We start from the raw sequence: 20,740 nt of genomic DNA, 5'->3' as shown, positions 1-20,740 counted from the left end.
ACGTCGCGCCGCGTTTCCCGCTCGCGCCGCGTTTCCCGCTCGCGCCGCGTTTCCCGCTCGCGCCGCGTTTCCCGCTCGCGCCGCGTTTCCCGCTCGCGCCGCGTTTCCCGCTCGCGCAGGTGGGTGAACGCCGCGACGCTGAACCCCTGGGCGTCGTGACGGCCCGCTCGACCGGCGGAGCTCACCCCCCGCGGTACTTCGCCGCCGCGGCCTGGGCCAGGTCCTGGGACTTGTCCAGGGCCTTGTCCACCGACTGGTGGCCCGCGATGGCCGCGGCGATCTGCTCGGAGACCGCGGTGCCGAGTACGGCGAACTCGGGAATGCCCAGGAAGCCGATGCCGGTGTAGGGGCGCTTGGCGACGCCGGGGTTCTTCGGGTCGGCGGAGTCCGTGGCCGCCGTGTACTCCTGCCGGTACCAGGCGCCGGCCGCCTGCTGGTACTCGGGGTTGGCGTAGAGCGACTTGCGGTTCCCGGCGGGTGCCGAGGTCCAGCCCAGCTCCTGGCCGACCTGCTCCTGGTACTGCTTGGAGGAGGCCCAGGAGATGAACTTCCAGGCGGCGTCCTTGTTGTCGGAGGCCTGCTGGACGCCCCACGCCCAGGTCCACAGCCAGCCGGCCCGCTGGGTCCTGTCGTGCGGGGCCGGTACGTAACCCACCTTGCCCTTGACCGAGGACCCGTCGGCCTCCACCGACTGGGCCAGCGACGTGGCGTCGTACATCATCGCGCACTTGCCCGCGACGAAGCTGTCCAGTATCTCCAGCACCCCCATCCGGTCGGCGCCGGGCTGGCCGTGGGAGCGGAGCAGGTCGACGTAGAAACCGACGGCCTTCCTGAACTCCGGCGAGGTCAGGCGCGCGTTCCAGTTCATGTCGTACCAGGCGCCGCCGAAGGTGTTGACGACCGTGTTGATCGGGGCGAGGTTCTGGCCCCAGCCGGGCAGGCCACGCAGGCAGATGCCGCTGGCGCCGTCCGCCCCGTCGACCCGGGCGGCGAGGTCGGCGACCTGCTCCCAGGTCGGGTTCGGCGGCATGGTCAGTCCGGCCTTGCGGAAGAGGTCCTTGCGGTACATCAGGAACGAGCCCTCGCCGTAGAACGGCTCGGCGTAGAGCTTGCCGTCCTTCCCGGTCAGCGAGGACACCAGGTTGGGGAAGACGTCCTTCTGGTCGAAGGCCTTGTCCGCCCTCACAAAGGGGTCCAGCGGGGCCAGCCAGCCGTTGTCCGAGTAGATGGGCACCTCGTAGGCGCTGACGCTGGCCACGTCGTAGGTACCGGCCTGGGTGGCGAACTCGCGGTTCATGCGCTCCCGAGCCTCGTTCTCCGGGAGCAGCGTGTAGTCGACCTTGATGCCGGTCTCGGCGGTGAAGTGCTCCCTGGTGAGCTTCTTGAGCGTCTGCATCTGGGGCGCGTCCATGGCGAGCACGCTCAGATCGGCCTGATCTCCCCGGGGCTGGTCCGAGCCACCGCACCCCGCGAGTACCAGGCCGACGGCCACCGTGGCGGCCACGGCCAGCCGGGCGAGACGGCTCCGTTTCATGGCACTCCGGGGGAGACGACGTCGGTCCTGGACCACGCGCGTGGCCAGTACCCAGCTTTGCCATTCAACAGGCATTTCACAAGACAAGGGGCATATCGCGCACGAGGCGCACGCCGTCCGTCACGGTCGGCCCCGCCGGGTCTCCGCGCGTCTGGTGAGCGCGTCGGCCGCGACGGCGGCCAGCAGCACGCCACCGGTGATCATGAACTGCACGGCGTCCTCCACCCCCAGCAGCCCCATGCCCGAGGCGATCGACTGGATGACCAGCACCCCGAGCAGCACGGACCAGGGCGAGCCACGACCGCCGAACAGACTCGTCCCGCCGATGACGGCCGCCGCGATCGCGTTGATCAGCAGCATTCCCGAGCCGGCGGCCCGGGCCGTCGTGGGGCTCGCCGAGGTGAGGCCCGAGGCCACGAACAGTCCGCCGAACGCGGCCAGCGTCCCCGACACCATGAACATCGCGACCCGCACCCGCTCCACTCCGATGCCGGCGCGGCGCGCCGCCTCGACCCCGCCGCCGAGCGCGTACACACGCCGGCCGTAGCGGGTGCGGCGCAGCACGTAGTCCGAGACGACCAGGACCGCCAGGAAGATCAGCAGTGCGAGCGGCAGCCCCTGGAAGCGGTTGAGGGTGTAGGCGGCGGCGAAGGCGACCAGCGCGAGGACACCGGTCCGCGTCCAGATCTCGGCCGTCTGCCGGTACGGCATCCCGGCGGCCCGGTGGCGGCTGCGCTTGCGGTGGGCGGCCAGGAAGTACCCGGCGGTACCGAGTGCTGCCACCGCGTACGCCGCCACGGGGTCCTCGAAGTGCCGGCTGGTCAGGGAGGCGACCAGGCCTTCCTCGTCGATGTTGATCGTGCCGCTCGCCCCCAGCAGGTAGAGCGTCAGACCGTTCCAGATCAGCAGCCCCGCGAGCGTCACCACGAACGCGGGCACGCCGAACCAGGCGAAGAAGAACCCGTGGAAGGCGCCCACGGCCATGCCGACGGCCACCGCGACGACCACCGCGCTCCACTCCGGCCACCCCTGGTTCACGTTCAGCACCGCGAACGCGGCACCGGCCAGACCGCTGACGGAGCCGACCGACAGATCGATCTCCCGGATGAGCAGCACGAACACGATGCCGACGGCCACCAGGCCGGTCCCGACGATGTCCACGCTGAGGTTGGACAGATTGCGCGGGGAGAGGAACTTGTCGTCCAGCGCCTGGAAGACGAGCCAGATCACGATCAGTCCGGCGATGACCACGAGCGGCCCGCGCTCGACGCCCTGGACACTGCCGCGGACCTCCAGGGCGTAGTCGCGCAGGCTGCCGGGCCAGCCGCGGGTGCGCGGCCGGCCGTCGGCCGTGACCGGCACGGGGCCGCGGTCCGTCCCGGCCGGTTCGCCGTCCCGCTGCGGCCCGCCCCGGCTCACGGCCATGCCTCCTCGTCGCCCTTGGAGCGATGCGCCACGGCGTTGTCCGCCGCTCCGGTGACGGCGGAGATGATCTGCTCCTGCGTCACGGTGCTCACGTCGAACAACCCGTTGTTGCGGCCCAGCCGCAGCACCGCGACCCGGTCCGCCACGGCCTTGATGTCGCCCATGTTGTGACTGATGAGGATGATCGCCATACCGTGGTCGCGCACCTCCTCGATGAGGTCGAGCAGGTGACTGGTCTGTTCGACCCCCAGAGCGGCGGTGGGCTCGTCGAGCAGCAGGACCTTGGGCGCCCCCATGAGAGAGCGGGAGATCGCGACGGCCTGCCGCTGCCCGGCGGACAGCGCCGCGACCGGCATCCGCACGTCGGGGATGCGGATCGACAGCGCGCGCATCAGATCGCGGGCCCGGCGCTCCATCTCCACCTCGTCGAGGACGCCCACCCGGTCGATCTCACGGCCGAGGAAGAGATTGCCGACGACGTCCAGGTTGTCGCACATGGCGAGGTCCTGGTAGACGGTCGCGATGCCCAGGGCGTGCGCGTCGTGCGGACGTTTGATCTGCACGAGCCGCCCCTCCCACTCGATGGCACCCCGGTCGGCGGGGCTGACGCCCGAGATCACCTTCACGAGCGTGGACTTGCCGGCGCCGTTGTCGCCCGCCAGGGCGACCACCTCACCGGCCCGGATCTGAAGGTCGACGTCCACGAGTGCCTGCACGCCGCCGAACCGCTTGGAGATTCCGCGCAACGCCAGCACGGGCGGATGGGCCACGGGGGACCACCTCCCTCATCGGGTCAGCCCGATCCGGTCACAGGCGGGCCGGAGCTTCGGGGTGCAGATCTGGTCGATGGTGTAGACGCCGTCCCGGACGAGCGTCCGGCCGATGTCGTCCCGCGTGACGGGGAGCGGGTTCAGCAGCACCGCGGGGACGTCCTTGGTGGTGGGACTGTCCACGGTCGCCGTGGCGAGGGCGCCCAGGTCGTTGCCGCGGGCCAGGGCGACCGCCATCGCGGCGGCCGCGTCGGTCTCCTTCCGGAACGGCTTGTAGACGGTCATGTACTGCTCGCCCTCGACGATGCGCCGCACGGCGTCGAGATCCGCGTCCTGGCCGGTGACCGGGGGGAGCGGCGCGATGCGCGCGCTCTTGAGTGCCGAGATCACGCCCGCGGCGATCGAGTCGTTGGCCGCCAGCACCCCGTCGATCCGGTCCGGGCCGAGGGCGTTGATCGCGGCGGACATGTGGTCGTGCGCGTTCTCCGTGCGCCACCCCAGCGTGGTGTACGACTTGAGGATCCGCGCCTTGTCCTGGAGGACGGAGCGGGACCCGCCCTCGTACCAGGCGGCGTTGGGGCTGGACGGATCGCCGTTCATCATGACGACGCCCCTTCCGTCGGCCCTGGCACCCATGCCCTCCAGCAGCGCCTCGCCCTGGAGCCGGCCGACCTGACCGCCGTCGAAACTGACGAAACCCGAGATCGGCCCCTCGGCGAGCCGGTCGTAGGCGACGACCGGGATGCCCTCGCGGTCCGCCTCCCGGACCGAGGAGCGCAGGGCCTTGGGGTCGACGACGTCCAGGATCAGCGCCGAGACACCCCGGGTGATCATGGAGTTCATCTGCTGCCGCTGACTCGCCGCGTCGTTCTCGGCGTTGGCGTACACCACCGTGCAGTCGGGGCACAGCTCCTTCACCCGCTTCTCGATCAGGGGCTTGTCGGACTGCTCCCAGCGGGGCACCGCCCGGCTCGGCAGCAGCAGCCCGACGGTCAGACCGTCCTCACTCCCGCCGCCGTCCTCGGCGCATCCCGCCAGGGTCATGGCGACGACGCCCGCGAGCAGCCCGGCGGCCACACGCCACCCGTGCGCTCTCATCCCGCCCCTCCCCGCTCGGCCCGGCCCCGGTCCGTCCCTCCCTGCTCCTCCCGGCCCCGGTCCTGGTCCCGGCCCTTGCTCCGGCTCCACCCCATGCCCCGGCCGCGGTCCCGGTTCCAGCCGATGCCCCAGCTCCGCTCCTTGCCCGGCGGCCGTTCCCCGCCCGCCTCGATCCACGGTTCGGTCGCCGGCTCCGACTCCGGTCGAGGCCGTCGGTCCGCTTCGGGCCGGGACACGACGACCTCGCTCCAGACCTGCTTGCCGCCGCCGACCGGGACCGAGCCCCAGGCCGTCGACATGGCCTCGACGAGGAAGAGCCCCCGGCCGCCCGTCGACTCCCAGTCCACGACCACCGGCTTGGCCGGGGCCCGGGGCGAGGAGTCGCTCACGGTCACCCGCACCCGGTCCGCGGCCAGGGTCAGTTCCACGCGGACCGCTCCCTGCGTGTGCACGAGGGCGTTGGTGACCAGCTCCGACACCACGAGCAGGATGGTGTCGGCCTCGGCCACGACGTCCCAGGACCGCAGCGTCCGCGCGCTGAACCGGCGGGCGTGCATGACCGCGTCCGGCAGCCGCCACACCACCCAGCCGGAGCGCACCGGCCGGACCCGCATCCCGTCGTAGCGCAACAGCAGCAACGCCACGTCGTCCTCCCGGCGCCCGGCATCACCGAGCAGGGCGTCGGCCATCCGCCCCGGGTCGGAGGGGTCGGCGGCGGCCAGCGCCTCGCGCACGAGCCGCATCCCCTCGTCCACCTGCAGATCCGCCGACTCGACCAGGCCGTCCGTCACCAGCGCGAGCACCGTGCCCGGGGCCAGTGCCAGTGCCGTCAGCGGGAACTCCGCGTCCGCGAGGACACCCAGGGGGAGACCGCCCTCGACCGCGACCTCCTCCGTCCCGCCGTCGGGATGACGCACCAGCGGGGACAGATGCCCGGCCCGCACGAACAGCGCGTTGCCCTCCTCCATGTCCAGCTCGACATAGCAGCACGTCGCGAACAGGTCGGTCTCCATGCCCACGAGCAGCCGGTTGGCGTGCGCGACGACCACGTCCGGCGGGTGGCCCTCGACGGCGTAGGCCCGGACGGCGGTCCGCATCTGGCCCATGATCGTCGCGGCTCCGGCGCTGTGTCCCTGCACGTCCCCGATGACCAGGGCCACCTTGCCCTCCGACAGCGCGATCACGTCGTACCAGTCGCCGCCCACCTGGAGGCCGCGCCGGGCGGGCAGATAGCGGGCCACGGCGGTGCCCCCGGGCAGCCGGGGCAGACGGCGCGGCAGCAGACTGCGCTGGAGCATCGTCGCGAGTTCCTGTTCGGCGTCGTAGGCGTGCGCCCGCTTCAGGGCCTGCCCCACGAGCCCGGCGGTCGCCGTCAGCAGCGCCCGCTCCTCGGGCGCGAACTCGTGCGGCGTGTCCCAGCCGACCAGGCACACCCCGGCCATCCTGCTCTTCGCGGGCAGCGGCAGCACCGCAAGACCGCCGGGGCCGATCCCCGCGAGCCCGGGTTCCAGCTCGGTACCCGCCGGCCACAGGCTCATCCGGCCGTCCCGCAGCGCCGCCTGCAGCGTGGGCAGCGCGGAGACCGGCGCGTCGGGCCACTCCGAACGCCACTCGGAGCGCCACAGCTCCGGCCAGGCACCGGCACCCGGCGGATCGAGCACGGTGACCGCCAGCCGGTCCTCCAGCAGTTCGGCCAGCGCCACCCGGTCGGCGGCCAGTGGTTCGCGCAGCGCGGCCACCACCACGCGGCTGACGTCCCGGACCGTCACGGCGTCGTCGAGCGCGGCCGTCAGCCACTGGATCCGGGCGACGTCGCTGGCGCCCCGGCGCAGCACGGGGGCCGCCGTCACCGCGCCCAGCACCCGCTCCGGAGTGCCCTCGGGCCCCCTCAGCACGCGGCAGGTCAGCCGCAGCCAGCACAGTTCACCGGTGGGCCGGCGGATACGGAACTCCAGCTCCCGGCGCACCGGAGCCTGCGCGGACGGCTCGATGACCGACATCAGGGCGGGGACGTCCTCCGGCACGCTGCAGGAGAGCAGGGTGTCTGTCTTGCCGTCGAAACCGCCCTCGGGGATGCCGACCAGTTCGAGCAGGGCCGCGTCCGTCTCGACCAGCCCGGTGCCGGGCGTCAGGGCGAAGGAGCCGACCCCCAGGGCGCGCAGGGCGGAGTCCAGCAGCGGCGCGGGGGCGGTGCGGTCGGCCTCGCCCCGCAGCCGCTCGGCCACGGCGTCGGCGTACCGCTCCAGGAACTCCCGCTGCTCGGCCCCGAACCCCTCCCCGGCCTCTCCGACCACGACCAGGCACCCCAGCCACCCACCCGCCGCCCCCAGGGGCAACGTTCCGAGCGGGGGGCTGGTGGTGGCGGCACCCGGACGGCCGGTGAGCACGGCACCCCCGAGCCACAGGGCCCGCCCGCCGCGGAAGGCGTCGGCCACGGCCCATCCGCAGTCTCCGGGCCCGGGTCCGGCACCAGGGGAGGGCATGGCCGAGGTGCCCGGCTCCGGAGCCGCCACCGGGGAGTCCAGGGACACCGGGACAGCGCCCGGCAGGCCGCACGCGCCGGGCTCGGCCGCCCCGGCCGACTCCACCAGCCGAAGCTCCGCACCGTCCTCGCTCCGCACGTACACCGCCGCCAGCGCCACCCCGGCGAACGCCAGCACCCGCTCCCTCGCGGCGGCCTCCGGCGCGGGAGGACGAGACGGACCGGGGACGGTCGCCCTGGTATCGCCGTAGTGGGGCATCTCCGCATCCACCTCCCGTCCATGCCGCGGCCACCGGCAGGTGGGAGTCCCCGGAACTCGAACGACGACGACGCGGCGGTCCCACGCCGCACCTGAGCGGCAGGGCACCCTCACAACAGAATCGCACACCTGGATAACACCGACATATGAGACGTAAGGGCCGGCCGGAGTCGGCACCTCCGGCCGTTTCCGCCCGCACACCCGACGGCATGCACCGCCGCCCCGCTAGCGTTGCGTCGCATGGCCCACACGGAGATCGAGATCACGGCGGCACTGATCCGGGACCTGCTGCGCGACCAGCACCCCGATCTGGCCGATCGTCCCCTGCGGCTCGGCGCGCGCGGCTGGGACAACCAGCTCTGGCGCCTCGGTGAGGACCTGGCCGTCCGGTTGCCCTACGCCACGCCCGACGCGGACACGCTGCTCCGCAAGGAGCACACCTGGCTGCCCGGCCTCGCCCGGAACCTCCCCCTCGAGGTCCCCGTCCCGCAGCGCCTCGGTGAACCCTCCGAGCGCTTCCCGCGCCCCTGGATCGTCACCACCTGGGTGCAGGGCACGCCCGCCGACCACGCCCCCGCCACCCGGGCCGCGGAATCGGCCGACGCCCTCGCCGCCTTCCTGACGGCTCTCCACCGCCCCGCACCCGACGGAGCTCCCGCCGGCCGTGGCCGCGGCGGCCCCCTCGCCGACGGTGCCGAGGGATTCGCCGAGCACCTCGCCATGGTCACGAAGCTGGGCCTGGTCCCGGACCCGGACGGCGTCCGGGCGGTCTGGGAGGACGCCGTCGCCGCCCCCGAGTGGTCCGGCCCGGCCCTCTGGATCCACGCAGACCTGCACCCGGCCAACGTCCTCACCGCGGACGGCACCTTCTGCGGCGTGATCGACTTCGGCGACCTCTGCGCGGGCGACCCGGCCTGCGACCTCGCCGCCGCCTGGACCCTGCTCCCGGACGGCGCCGCCGACCGCTTCTTCGCCGCGTACCGTCCGGCCGCCGACCCGGCCACCGTCCGCCGCGCCCGCGGCTGGGCCGTGGGGCGCGCCCTCGCCTGCCTCCTCATCGGGGACGCCGGCACCCATGGCCGCCCCGGCGGCAAACCCACCTGGGGCCCACCGGCCCAGGAGACCCTGCGCCGCCTCGTGGCGACGGCCGACGACGGCTTCACCCACGGGTCACCCGCGCCCGCGTGAGGAGGGCCAGGCATGCCGACGGGCCCGGTGACCGGCCCTCCCGGTCACCGGGCCCGCCTCGTGCAGCGGGTCAGCCCACCCGGCAGGGCAGGCTCGTCGTACCGTCACCCCCGGCACCGGAGACGACGTAGCCGAATGTCGTGCTTCTGCCCGGATCCAGGGAACCGTTCCAGCCGGCGTTGTGGACCATCACCGCCTGGCCGTTGTACGTCGCGTTGCCGCTCCACAGGCTCTCGACCTTCTGCCCGGCCGGGAGCGTCCAGTCGACCATCCAGCCGAGCATCGGCACGTTCCCGGTGTTGGTGACGGTCACCTCGGACTGGTAGCCGCCGCTCCAGGTGCCGGTCGTCTTCCGGGTGGCCGTGCACGTGCCGGGCACCGGCTCGGACGGGTTGCCCGGCTCCTTGATGCCGGTCACCTCGCCGTTGCCGCCGTCGAAGACGACGTCGGAGCAGGAGTAGAAGGTCTCCTGGCTGTCCGAGCGCTGCCAGACCATGTAGACGATGTGGCGGCCCGACTTGCCGGCGGGGAGCTTGCCGGTCCAGGAGTAGTTGGCCTCGACCGTGCCGGGGGAGCCGTTCAGCGGCGGGTGGTCGACGCTCAGGAACGGCCGCTCCTCCATGTCGTTCCAGGTGAGCGGCTTGGTCGGGTCGAAGCCGTCCTTGGTGATGTAGACGTAGAACCAACCCGGGTGCGCCGCCCAGGCGTTGTACGAGAAGTCCACCGTCGCCCCCGAGGTGAGGTGCGTCAGCGGCCAGTCCTTGCTCGGCTTGTTGAACCCGGTGAAGTTGGGGTTGCCGCCACTGCACAGCTCGCCGTCCGGCACGAAGCCCCGGGTGCGGCCGGCGCCGTCCGAGCGGAGCACCGAGAACCAGTTGTAGAACGGCGTGGTGCCGCTGACCTGCTGCGCGGACTTGCACGCCGGGTTGACCGGCTTGATCTCACCGGTGTCGGTCAGACCGTCCTGCCAGCACAGGAACGTGCGGCTGCCCGGCTTCATGGGGGTGCCGTGCGCCTCCGCCTCACCACCGGCCGTCATGACCAGGCCGAGGGCCGGGACGGTGACCAGAAGGGCCAGCAGGACCAGGAAGAGGGCTCTGGCCCGGGAGGGGAGCGCTGGTCGGGGCATCGTGGATCCGTCCGACGGTTTTGTCAGGATCATGACAGCATCATCCGTTCATGGGGTAACGGGCCTGCGGATGCGTGTGCGCGGATGCGCGAGGTGGGAACGGCTCGAGGGCGGGTTCCGGTCCACCGATATGGGAGCGCTCCCACCCCGCTGTTGCGGAAGTTAGCGCCGGGCGGCGCAGTTGTAAACGGCTGCGGCAGAGGACGGGCGGTCAGACCCCGTCGCGGAAAGGCCCGCGCAGCACACGTCCGGCCGCCTGCCGCAGGGCTGCCACGAGGGGCTCGTCCCGGCGGCTCGGCAGCCACCCGAGCACGGCCGTCCAGGGTTCGAGATCGGTGACGTCGACGTACGACACGCCTCGGCGCGGGTAGAGCCACCGGGTAGCGCCGGGCGGCAGCTGGATCCCCTGCCCCATGGCGATCAGCGGCAGGGCGCTTTCGTAGTCGACGATCGCGTGCCGGCTGAACCGCATCGGGCGGCCGTCCGGCCGCGGGCCGCCGGACCAGAAGTCACGGAACACCTTGGGGACTTGCTCCGACCAGCCGATGCGGGGCTCGTCGGCGAGGTCCGCGAGCGTCACCGCGTCCCGGGCGGCGAGGGGGTGGTCGTGGGCCATCGCCGCGCACCGCGGACCGCCGGCCAGCGTCAGGGTCTGGACGCCGTCGGGCACGGGCAGGAACAGGAATGCCGCGTCGACGTCCCCCCGCAGGATCGCCGGGCCGGCGTCGAACCCCATCCGTACGACGTCGACCGTCAACTGCGGCCACACTTCCCGCAGTTCGTCCAGCACGGCCGGGATCGGGTCCATCGAGGTGATCGCCTCCAGGGAGCCGATCACGATCCGGCCCGCCGCCGCGCCGGCCTGCGCCTCGGCCTCACGGCGCAGTTCGTCGGCCGCCTCCACCACGGTCCGTGCCCGCCCCACGAGCGCCTCGCCCGCCGCGCTGAGCGCCACCCGGCGTGTCGTACGGTCCACCAGGACGACACCCAGCCGCTCCTCCAGGGCGGTGATGTGCCGCGAGAACGTGGGCTGCGCCATGAACGCCCGCCGCGCCGCCCGCCCGAAGTGCAACTCCTCGGCGAGGAGCAGGAACAGCTGCAACTGCTGGATGCTGGGATACCTCACGACGCGACGAGGCTACCAACAACGGCCCGATAAGGGGCGCGGGGAACTGCGCGATCAGCCCAGGCACACCCGCACTCGACACCGGACCGGCACCCCTACGGCGCAAGCACCCCCGCCACCCAGTCCAGTTGACGGCGAACATGCACCGCATCCCCACCCTCGTGCCCGTTGAACGGATACGCATGAAGGTCCTTCACGGACCGAGCCCCCGCCAGCTCCCCGTACCGATTGAACGCCGCATACGCCCCACTCGGCGGACACACGGCATCCCGCAACCCCACCCCGAAATGAGCCGGCGCCTGCGCCCGACGGGCGAAGGAGACGCCCTCGACGTAGGACAGCGTGCGATACGCGCTCTGCTCAGCCCCCCGATGGACGGACAGATACGCGGCGATCTCTCCGTACGGCCCCGCGTCCGTGAGATCCAGCGCCCGCCGGATCCCGCACAGCAACGGCGCGCTGACGAGCACACCCGCCAGATCGGGAACGAGTCCGGCCACGGCCAAGGCCAGCCCGCCCCCCTGACTGTTCCCGACGGCGACGGTCCGCCCGGCATCCACCCCGGGCAACTCCCGCACCGCCGAAACCGCCCGCACCGCATCGGTGATGAGCCGCCGGTAGTGGTAGTCCTCGGGCGCGAGCAGCCCGCGAACGGCCGCGCCGGGCCCGCCGGGAGCCGTGGCGTGCGGATCGGGCGTCTCACCACCGCACCCGTACTGGTCGCCCTGGCCGCGGTTGTCCATGAGCAGATGCGCGTACCCGGCGTTGACCCACGTCAGACGCTCGTGCGGGAGCCCGCGCCCGCGGCCGTACCCGGCGAACTCGACGACGGCGGGCAGGAGTTCACCGGCCCCGGCGGGACGACTGAACCACGCCCGCACCGGGTCGCCCGCGAAGCCCCGGAAGGTCACGTCCCAGGTCCTGGTCAGCCGCAGACCCGTCTGCACCGGCCGCACCGACACCAGGGGATCCGTCTGCCCGGCCTCCTTCAGGGTGTTCAGCCAGAACGCGTCGAAGTCGGCGGGCTCCTCCACGTCCGGGCGATAGTGCTCCAGTTCTGTCAACGGCAGGTCGAACGCGGGCACGGCGGCACCTCGCAGGAGTCGGTGGGCATCCAGAAACTTGCGACGGACAACGGGTGATGGGCCTCTGGGGTCTACCCAGCTTCGACGGGAATTCAACGCGACCCGGACGCCCCGTACGACAGGCGCAGCACCCATTGACAGCGCTTTCTGGTGGCCATAGGTTGCCGCGAAGTTACCGGTAAGAGCTCGAAAGTTTCGGTTCCGCGTCCCATGCCCACGGGAGGCCCGAGCAATGAGCACGTCCACCACGTCGGCCCCGCCGGGCACCCAGGACCCGCCTCCGGCCAGAGCCGCACCCCGTCGCGGCAGACGGGCACCCGCCCGGACCGGATGGCGCCGGGCGCTGCGCCGTGACTGGCAGTTGTACTCGCTTGCGGTGCTGCCGCTGCTGTTCTTCCTGGTCTTCCGCTATCTGCCGATGATCGGCAACGTGATCGCCTTCCGGCGCTTCGAGCCGGGCGGCTCGATGTTCGGCGAGGAGTGGGTGGGGCTGCGCTATGTGCAGATGTTCCTCAACGACCCCACCTTCTGGCAGGTGTTCCGCAACACCTTGTGGATCGGCGGGCTCACCCTGCTGTTCTGCTTCCCGGTTCCGATCGTGCTGGCGCTGCTCCTCAACGAGGTGCGCCGGCGCTCCCTGAAGCGGTTCGTCCAGTCGGTGTCGTACCTGCCGCACTTCCTGTCGATCGTGATCGTCGCCGGCATCACCATGCAGATGCTCGCCAGTGACGGCCCCGTCAACCACCTTCTCGACTGGTTCGGCCACGACCCGATCCGCTTCATCCAGGAGCCCGAGTGGTTCCGCACGATCTACGTCGGCTCGGAGATCTGGCAGACCGCCGGCTGGGGCACGATCCTCTACCTCGCCGCGCTCACCACCATCGACGAGGACCTGTACGAGGCCGCGCGCATCGACGGAGCCAACCGCTGGCAGCAGATCTGGCACGTCACCCTGCCCGGTATCCGGCCCACGATGATCACGCTGCTGATCCTCAACGTCGGCACGTTCATGGCGGTCGGCTTCGAGAAGGTGCTGCTGCTGTACAACCCGCTGACGTATCCGACCGCCGACGTGATCTCGACGTACGTCTACCGCTCGGGTGTCGAGTCCAACAGCTTCAGCTACGCCGCCGCCATCGGCCTGTTCGAGGCGATCATCGGCCTGGTCCTCATCACGTCCGCCAACCAGCTCTCGCGTCGCACAGTGGGGACGAGCCTGTGGTGAAGCCGAGTCGTTCCTACCGGGTCTTCCAGGGGGTCAACGGGGTGGTCCTCACCCTCGTCGTGCTGGTGACCCTGTATCCCTTCGTCAACATCCTCGCGCGGTCCTTCAGCGGGGAGCGGCAGATCCGGGCCGGTGAGGTGACCCTGCTGCCCAAGGGGTTCAACCTCACCACATACGAGATCGTCTTCCAGGACTCGATGTTCTGGCGGAACTACGGCAACACCGTGCTGTACACGGTGGTGGCGACGGCCGTGGCGATGGTGCTGACGACCTGTTACGCCTACGTGCTGTCGAAGAAGAACCTCAAGGGCCGTGGTGTCCTCGTCGGGGTCGCCGTGTTCACCATGTTCTTCACCGGCGGCCTGATCCCGAACTACATCCTGGTCACCAGCCTCGGGCTGAAGAACAGCGTCTGGGCGATCGCCCTGCCGAACGCGATCAGTGTCTTCAACCTGCTGGTGATGAAGGCGTTCTTCGAGAACCTGCCGACGGAGCTGGAGGAGGCCGCGCAGATCGACGGCCTGAGCACGTACGGCACCCTGCTCAGGATCGTGCTGCCGCTGTCCAAGGCGGTCGTGGCGACGATGGTCCTCTTCTACTCGGTGTCCTTCTGGAACTCCTGGTTCAGCGCGTTCCTCTACATGGACCGGACCGAGCTGATGCCGGTCACGGTCTACCTCCGCAACCTCATCCAGGGCGCCACCGGCGGCGGCAACGCGGGGGCCGGCACCGAGCAGCTCAGCCAGGTCGGCGCGAACATCCAGTCGGTGACCATCGTCCTCACCGCCCTGCCGATCCTGTGCGTGTACCCGTTCGTCCAGCGCTACTTCGTCTCGGGCGTGATGCTCGGCGCGGTCAAGGGCTGACGCCGCCCCCCCAACTCGCTGACGGAACAAAGGAGTCTCCGTGAAGAACGCAGGACAGCTGTCGCGGCGCCAGATACTCGCCGCCGCCGGGTTCGCCGGCCTCGCCGCGCTCACCGGCTGCGGCAGTGGGGACGAGGGCGGGGACGGGAAGGACCTGTCGAAGAAGCAGGACGGCGCCATGAAGAACTACCGGGCGGGACAGCAGTTCAAGGCGGCGAAGCCGCTGTCCTTCTCGGTGCTGCACAACAACAACCCGGTCTACCCGATGAAGAACGGCTGGCTGTTCTGGAAGGAGCTCACCCAGCGCACCGGGGTGACGCTGAAGCCGGTCGACGTCCCGCTGGCCGACTACGAGAAGAAGCGCAGTGTGCTCATCGGGGCCGGGGACGCCCCGTTCCTGATCCCGAAGACGTACCACCCCTCCGAGGTCGCCTTCGTGTCGTCCGGCGCGATCCTCCCGGTCAGCGACTACGTCGAGCTCATGCCCAACTTCCGCGACAAGGTGCGCAAGTGGAAGCTGGAGCCGGAGCTCGACTCCATCCGCCAGTCCGACGGCAAGTACTACCTGCTGCCGGGCCTGCACGAGAAGGCCAAGGCCGGCTACTCGCTGTCCTTCCGCACGGACGTCCTCGACAAGCACGGCCTCACCCTGCCCACCAGCTGGGACGAGGTGTACGACGTCCTCAAGGCGCTCAAGGAGGAGTACCCCGGCAAGTACCCCTTCACCGACCGCTGGAGCACCAACACCCCGTTCCCCTGCGGCGCCTTGTTCGGCTACCTCGGCCAGGCCTTCGGCGTCAGAGCCGGCTGGGCCTACGACAACATCAGCTTCGACCACAAGGCGCAGAAGTTCGTCTTCACCGGCGCCCAGGACGGCTACCGCCAGATGGTCGAGTACCTGCGGAAACTGGTCGCCGAGAAGCTCATGGACCCCGAGAGCTTCAGCCAGACCGACGACCAGGCCCTGCAGAAGCTCCTCGCCGAGAAGTCCTACGCGATGAGCGCCAACCCGCAGGTGCTGGTGCAGGACTACCGGTACAACCTGGAGAAGCAGGTCAAGGGCGCGAAGATCGAGATGGTCCCGGTGCCGCTCGGGCCCGCCGGTCCCGTGGTACTGGGCGGCAGCCGGCTGGAGAACGGCGTGATGATCTCCAGCAAGGCGCTGAAGAGCGACAGCTTCGTCGCCATGATGCAGTTCGTGGACTGGCTCTGGTACTCGGACGAGGGCCAGAAGCTGGCCCGCTGGGGCGTCGAGGGCGTCACCTACACCCGCTCCGGAGGCCAGTACAAGCTGAAGCCCGGCATCAGCCTCATGGGCTCCGATCCCGACGCCCCGAAGGACATGCAGAAGGACTTCGGCTTCTACAACGGTGTCTTCGCCTACGGCGGCAGCTGGGAGCTCGTCTCCTCGATGTTCAGCCCGGACGAGAAGAAGTTCCAGGACGCCATGGCCCAGCGCCGGCAGCTGCCCATCGACCCGGCCCATCCGCTCCAGTCCTTCGAGCAGGAACAGGCGACCCTCTGGGACACCCCCCTCAAGGACACCGTCATCCAGAACACCCTCCAGTTCGTCCTCGGCAAGCGCCCCCTGTCCCAGTGGGACGCCCATCTCGCCGAGCTGAAGGCGAAGAACATGCAGCAGCTCGTCGACCTGCACAACAAGGCGTACGAGCGCTTCAAGAAGGAGAACGGGTGATCCGCGTCCCCGACGTGCCCGGCGCCCGGCACGCCCTGCGGCCGTCCCTGCCGGTGACCGGCGCCCCGGTGCTCGTCGGCCGCTCCCGCGCGTGCGAGGCCGCCGGACCCGCGCGCACCCACGGGCGGCTCACCGCCCCTTCTCGGCGGGAGACGGCGCAGGCACCGGACCGGGAGGCGGCATGAGCACCGTACGGACGACGGACTTCGGCACCGGAGCCCTCTCCCGCGCCTCCGCCCTGATCCACACCGTCCTGACCGTCGAGGCCCTGCTGCTCCTCGCCGCCTCCCCGGGTCTGGCCGGACTGCTCCTGCTCGGCCCCGACCCGGCCAACATCCCCCTCGCGGCCCTGTGCCTGCTGCCCCTCGGACCGGCCCTGTCCGCCGCCCTCTACGCCCTCCACCACCGCAGCCGCGACCTCACCGAACTGCACCCGGCCCGGGCCTACCTGCGCGGCTGGCGGCTCAACGCCGTACCGGCGCTGAAACTGTGGGCGCCCCTGCTGGCCTGGCTGACCCTGATCACCTTCACCCTCACCCACTTCTCCGCCACGGGCCTGCCCGGCTGGTGGGCGCTGCTGCTCGCGGCGATCGGGACAGGCTCCCTGCTCTGGGGCGCGCACGCCCTCGTCCTCACCTCGCTGTTCACCTTCCGCACCCGGGACACCGCCCGCCTCGCCGCGTACTTCCTGTTCCAGCACGGCCGCGCCACCCTCGCCGCCGCCTCCCTGCTGATCCTGACGGCCGCGCTCACCGCCCTGCTGACCGAGGCCCTGCCCGCCCTGCTGGCCGCCCCGCTGCTGCTGTCCCTGCTGCACGGCAGCCGCACGGTGATCACCGAGACCCAGGAGGAGTTCACCGCATGACCGCGCCCCGCACGCCGAAGATCCCGTACGGCGGTGACTACAACCCCGAGCAGTGGCCCGAGGACGTCTGGGAGGACGACCACCGCCTGTTCACCCGGGCCGGCATCGACACGCTCACCGTCGGCGTCTTCACCTGGGCCCTCACCCAGCCCGCCCCGGACACCTACGACTTCACGGTCCTGGACCGGGTCCTGGAACGCGCCGCCGCCGAAGGCCGCCGGGTCTGCCTGGCCACCGGCACCGCCGCCCTCCCGCCCTGGCTCGCCAGGCGACATCCGGAGGTCAACCGCACCGACTTCGAGGGCCGCCGCCACCGCTACGGCCAGCGCCACAACTTCTGCCCCAGCTCACCGGCGTACCGGCGCCACGCCCGGGAGATGGCCCGCCGCCTCGCCGAACGCTACGCGCACCACCCGGCCCTGCTCGCCTGGCACATCAACAACGAGTACGGCGGCTCCTGCTACTGCGACCTGTGCGCCGAGGCGTTCCGGGAGTGGCTCCGGGACCGGCACGCCACCCTCGAGGCCCTCAACGACGCCTGGTGGACCACCTTCTGGTCGCACCGCTACACCGACTGGGACCAGATCGAGCCGCCGAACGCCCTCACCGAGCACTGGCGCGGCCCCGACCACACCGCCTTCCAGGGGATCACCCTCGACTGGTTCCGCTTCACCACCGACGCCCTCCTCGGCTGCTTCCTGGCCGAGAAGGAGGTGATCCGCGCCCACGACCCGGACACGCCCGTCACCACCAACTTCATGGGCACCTTTCGGCCCCTCGACTACCACCGCTGGGCGCCCCACCTCGACTTCGCCTCCTGGGACAGCTACCCGCCCCTGGACGCCCCGCCGACCCGGCCCGCCCTCGCCCACGACCTGATGCGCGGCCTGAAGGACGGCGCCCCCTTCTGGCTGATGGAGCAGACGCCGTCCACCACCGCCTGCCGGGACGTCAACCCGCTCCGACGGCCCGGCGAACTGCGCCTCGCGACCTTCCAGGCGATCGCCCACGGCGCGGACGCCGCCCTCTACTTCCAGATGCGTGCCTCCCGGGGTGCCTGCGAGAAGTACCACGGGGCGGTCATCGGCCACGCGGGCCGCGACGACACCCGTGTCTTTCGCGAAGTGGCGGACCTGGGCGCGGAACTGGAGCGCCTGGGCGCGGTCACCCTGGGCGCCCGCACCCCCGCCCGCACCGCCCTCCTCTTCGACTGGGACAGCTGGTGGGCCCTGGAGATCTCCGACGGCCCGTCCCGGCTGGTCAAGTACCCGGACGTCGTCCACGCCCACTACCGGGCCGCCCGGGCGGCCGGCGCCGACGTGGACGTGGTCCCGCAGACGGCGGACCTGACCCCGTACGACGTGGTCCTCGCCCCCGCCCTGTACATGGTCAAGGGCGACCTCGCCACCCGCCTCGAAGCGGTGGCGGAACGCGGTGGCACGGTCCTCACCACCGTCCTCTCCGGCCGCGTCGACGAGCACGACCGCGCCTTCCGCACCGACGTCCCCGGCCCCCTCGCCCCCCTCATGGGCGTCCGCGTGGACGAATGGGACGCCCGGCCGCCGGAGTTCGCCCAGACCGTCCCCGAGCTGGAGACCGGGGCGCGGCTCGTCTTCGACATCGTGCTGCCACGCGGCGCCGAACCGGTCGCCACCTACGGCACCGACTTCTACGCGGGCACCCCCGCCGTGACCCGCAACCGGTTCGGCGACGGCGAGGGCTGGTACGTGGCCACCGTCCTCGACCAGCCGGGCGTCGACCAGGTCGTACGCCGGATCCTGACCCGCCACGACCTGCTCGGCCCCTACGCCGGCCACCCGGCGGTGGAGACGGCGGCCCGGGTCGCCCCCGACGGCACCCGCCTGCTCTTCCTCCTCAACCACGCCCCCGAACCCGCCCACCTGACGGCCCACGCCACGGCCACCGACCTGCTCACCGGCAAGCGGGTCGAACAGGGCGAACCCCTGGCCCTCGACCCGCTGGGCGTGGCGATCCTTCAGTAGATCCTCCGCCCCCGCTCGTCCGGCACCCCCGACTTGCGGAGGAAGTAGCTGTTGATCTGGTCGCGCCACTCGCGGGCGCCACGGAGCTGCTCCTCGTACCGCTCCGCCACCCGCGCGTGGCGCTCCGGCCCGACCAGGTCAGCGAGCTCCGCCCACGTCCGGCGGGCCTCCTCGACCTCCTCTACGCCCTCGAAGTGCGTGTCGTAGATGTGCTGGATCACGGTCTTCCCGCCCTTCAGCACATGCCCGTACGGCACGTGGTGGAAGAACAGCAGCAGCTCGTCGGGGCAGGTGTCCGCAGATTCGTACAGCTCCGACCACGGCTTGGCGTACTGACCGGCGAACCCGGTGCCGGTCGCCGCACTGCGGTCGACGCCGATGCCGTCCCGGTCGGCGAAGTGGTAGGTGCCCCAGGGGCTGTACTCGTAGCCGTCGACGCTCGGCCCGTAGTGGTGGCCCGGCTGCACCATCCATCCCACGCCGAGCGGAGCGGTGTACTTCTCGTACGTCCGCCACGAGCCGTCGAGGACCGCGTGCAGCCCGTCGGCGAGCGTCTGTGGGGCGTCCGGGAAGGTGAGCCCGATCCACTCGTCGAGCACCGTGCGCGGATCGGCGTCCGGCCGCCAGGCCAGCCGTCCGAAGGTGTACAGGTTGGCCTGGGCCAGCGGATGCCCCGTCCAGAACGGGTCGTCGCCGGCGTTCGACACGGCCACGAGTCCGCCGCGCGCCAACTGCCCGACGGATTGGTCCGGTTCGTGCCGGAACCGCAGCGCCTCGCTCCACATCGGCCCCAGCCAGCAGACGTGCCGCTGCTGCCCGGTGTACTCCTGCGTGGCCTGCACCTCCACCGCCAGCCGGGTGCGGGGCATCGCGCCGATCAGCGGTGACACCGGCTCACGCACCTGGAAGTCCATCGGCCCGTGCTTCACCTGGAGCACGGCGTTCGCCGCGAACGCGCCGTCCAGCGGCACGAAGTGGTCGTACGCGGCCCGGGCCCGGTCCGTGGTGCGGTCCCGCCAGTCCTGGCGGTGGTCGTAGACGAACGCCCGCCAGTGCACCGTGCCGCCGAACGGCTCCAGTGCCGCCGCCAGCAGGTTCGCGCCGTCCGCGTGGCTGCGGCCGTACGCGAACGGCCCCGGCTGCCCCTCCGAGTCGGCCTTCACCACGTACCCGCCGAAGTCGGGTATCGCCTCGTACACCCGCCGCGTCGCCCCGGCCCACCAGTCCCGCACCGACGGGTCCAGCGGATCGGCCGTGGGCAGCCCGCCCAGCACGACCGGCGCGGCGAAGGAGACCGACAGGTGGGTGCGGACGCCGTAGGGACGCAACGCGTCGGCGAGGCCGGCCACCTCACCGATCCGGTCGGTCAGCAGCCGGGCCTCGGCCGCGTGCACATTGACGTTGTTCACGGAGATCGCGTTGATCCCGCACGCCGCGAGCAGCCTGCCGTACGCCCGCACGCGGTCGAGTTCGCCCCGCGCCCTCCCGTCCTCCCAGAACAGCGAGCCGCCCGCGTACCCGCGCTCCACCTGTCCCATGACCGGATGCACGGCCACGTTGTCCCAGTGGTCGAGCATGCGCAGGGCGAGCGCGGGGCGATGTGTCTCCGGCGCCCACTCACTCCGGAACGCCGCCTCTGAGAGGCGTACGACGTGGAACAGTCCGTACAGCAGCCCGCGTCCGCCGGAGGCGGTGACGGTCGTCGTGCCGCCCGAGCGGGCGACCGTGAAGCCCTCCTCCCCGAGGCCGTCGGCCCCCAAGGCGAGGACCAGGTCGTACGAGCCGTCCGAAGCGCCCCGCGCGACCCGGCCCCCGAACCGCCGGCAGGCCTCAGCCACCTCCCCGTGCACCGTCTCCACCAGCGGATCCGACCCCCGGATCAGAGTCCGCCGGCCGCCGACCGCCCGGAAGGCGGCGGGCGGCAGCCAGGCCGGGTCGACGCCCTCGGGCAGGACGGGCACGGGAAGCGGCATGAGACCCCCAACTCAC

Annotated in this window: 17 protein-coding genes; 7 read left to right on the top strand and 10 right to left on the bottom strand. The window is 71.6% G+C overall.

Features of this window, described 5'->3' with window-relative positions; all coding sequences use genetic code 11:
- From ABZ016_RS26645 to ABZ016_RS26620, 6 genes are all read right to left on the bottom strand, one after another.
- Window positions 1–185 (bottom strand): hypothetical protein (locus ABZ016_RS26645; protein WP_356919218.1); only part of this gene is annotated, 185 nt, incomplete at its 3' end.
- Entirely contained in the window at window positions 182–1,534 is a 1,353-nt protein-coding gene (locus tag ABZ016_RS26640; protein ID WP_356919217.1) for a sugar ABC transporter substrate-binding protein, read from the bottom strand. The genes ABZ016_RS26640 and ABZ016_RS26645, both read right to left, overlap by 4 nt.
- 120 nt (window positions 1,535–1,654) lie before the next feature.
- On the bottom strand, window positions 1,655–2,959 hold the full coding sequence (locus ABZ016_RS26635) for a sugar ABC transporter permease (RefSeq protein WP_356919216.1): 1,305 nt from the start codon (window positions 2,957–2,959) through the stop codon (window positions 1,655–1,657).
- The gene (locus ABZ016_RS26630) at window positions 2,950–3,729 is read right to left on the bottom strand and encodes an ATP-binding cassette domain-containing protein (RefSeq protein WP_356919215.1); all 780 of its coding nucleotides are present in this window, start codon (window positions 3,727–3,729) and stop codon (window positions 2,950–2,952) included. The genes ABZ016_RS26635 and ABZ016_RS26630 overlap by 10 nt, the downstream gene beginning before the upstream one ends.
- 15 nt (window positions 3,730–3,744) lie before the next feature.
- Complete coding sequence (locus ABZ016_RS26625) at window positions 3,745–4,827, bottom strand: substrate-binding domain-containing protein (protein WP_356919214.1); 1,083 nt, start codon at window positions 4,825–4,827, stop codon at window positions 3,745–3,747.
- Window positions 4,824–7,568, bottom strand: a complete 2,745-nt coding sequence (locus ABZ016_RS26620) for a SpoIIE family protein phosphatase (RefSeq protein ID WP_356919213.1) — start codon at window positions 7,566–7,568, stop codon at window positions 4,824–4,826. Before ABZ016_RS26620 ends, ABZ016_RS26625 begins: the two co-directional genes overlap by 4 nt.
- A 240-nt stretch (window positions 7,569–7,808) precedes the next feature.
- Here ABZ016_RS26620 and ABZ016_RS26615 point away from each other — a divergent pair, with 240 nt between their 5' ends.
- Window positions 7,809–8,756 carry an aminoglycoside phosphotransferase family protein gene (locus tag ABZ016_RS26615; protein ID WP_356919212.1) on the top strand — a complete coding sequence of 316 codons (948 nt, stop codon included), beginning with the start codon at window positions 7,809–7,811 and terminating at the stop codon, window positions 8,754–8,756.
- A gap of 70 nt (window positions 8,757–8,826) precedes the next feature.
- Here the strand turns inward: ABZ016_RS26615 and ABZ016_RS26610 are convergent, their stop codons facing one another.
- The 3 genes from ABZ016_RS26610 to ABZ016_RS26600 form a co-directional block, all read right to left on the bottom strand.
- Window positions 8,827–9,885, bottom strand: coding sequence for a lytic polysaccharide monooxygenase (locus tag ABZ016_RS26610; protein ID WP_356919211.1), 1,059 nt, complete (start codon window positions 9,883–9,885; stop codon window positions 8,827–8,829).
- Window positions 9,886–10,096: 211 nt separating this feature from the next.
- Window positions 10,097–11,011, bottom strand: coding sequence for a LysR family transcriptional regulator (locus ABZ016_RS26605; protein ID WP_356919210.1), 915 nt, complete (start codon window positions 11,009–11,011; stop codon window positions 10,097–10,099).
- Between the two features lie 95 nt (window positions 11,012–11,106).
- Window positions 11,107–12,096 (bottom strand): acetylxylan esterase, encoded by a 990-nt coding sequence (locus ABZ016_RS26600; RefSeq protein WP_356919209.1) that lies wholly within the window; start codon window positions 12,094–12,096, stop codon window positions 11,107–11,109.
- Window positions 12,097–12,328: 232 nt separating this feature from the next.
- Here ABZ016_RS26600 and ABZ016_RS26595 point away from each other — a divergent pair, with 232 nt between their 5' ends.
- The 6 genes from ABZ016_RS26595 to ABZ016_RS26570 are packed head-to-tail and all read left to right on the top strand — an operon-like array spanning window position 12,329 to window position 18,751.
- A complete protein-coding gene (locus tag ABZ016_RS26595) occupies window positions 12,329–13,321 on the top strand; it encodes an ABC transporter permease subunit (protein WP_356919208.1) in 993 nt (330 codons plus the stop codon).
- Window positions 13,315–14,187 carry a carbohydrate ABC transporter permease gene (locus tag ABZ016_RS26590; RefSeq protein WP_356919207.1) on the top strand — a complete coding sequence of 291 codons (873 nt, stop codon included), beginning with the start codon at window positions 13,315–13,317 and terminating at the stop codon, window positions 14,185–14,187. The genes ABZ016_RS26595 and ABZ016_RS26590 overlap by 7 nt, the downstream gene beginning before the upstream one ends.
- 40 nt (window positions 14,188–14,227) lie before the next feature.
- Complete coding sequence (locus ABZ016_RS26585; RefSeq protein WP_356919206.1) at window positions 14,228–15,883, top strand: extracellular solute-binding protein; 1,656 nt, start codon at window positions 14,228–14,230, stop codon at window positions 15,881–15,883.
- A complete protein-coding gene (locus ABZ016_RS26580; RefSeq protein ID WP_356919205.1) occupies window positions 15,880–16,068 on the top strand; it encodes a hypothetical protein in 189 nt (62 codons plus the stop codon). The genes ABZ016_RS26585 and ABZ016_RS26580 overlap by 4 nt, the downstream gene beginning before the upstream one ends.
- On the top strand, window positions 16,065–16,748 hold the full coding sequence (locus ABZ016_RS26575) for a hypothetical protein (RefSeq protein ID WP_356919204.1): 684 nt from the start codon (window positions 16,065–16,067) through the stop codon (window positions 16,746–16,748). Before ABZ016_RS26580 ends, ABZ016_RS26575 begins: the two co-directional genes overlap by 4 nt.
- Entirely contained in the window at window positions 16,745–18,751 is a 2,007-nt protein-coding gene (locus ABZ016_RS26570; RefSeq protein ID WP_356919203.1) for a beta-galactosidase, read from the top strand. Before ABZ016_RS26575 ends, ABZ016_RS26570 begins: the two co-directional genes overlap by 4 nt.
- Here ABZ016_RS26570 and ABZ016_RS26565 read toward each other — a convergent pair.
- Window positions 18,745–20,724 (bottom strand): alpha-glucuronidase, encoded by a 1,980-nt coding sequence (locus tag ABZ016_RS26565; RefSeq protein ID WP_356919202.1) that lies wholly within the window; start codon window positions 20,722–20,724, stop codon window positions 18,745–18,747. The genes ABZ016_RS26570 and ABZ016_RS26565 overlap by 7 nt on opposite strands.
- Between the last annotated feature and the right edge of the window lie 16 nt (window positions 20,725–20,740).

Origin of the sequence: Streptomyces sp. NPDC006372 (assembly GCF_040612515.1) — a bacterium.
In the GTDB taxonomy this organism is placed as follows: Bacteria; Actinomycetota; Actinomycetes; order Streptomycetales; family Streptomycetaceae; genus Streptomyces.
Note: the sequence above shows the minus strand (reverse complement) of the source record. Positions and strands in the feature narration are given on the sequence as shown.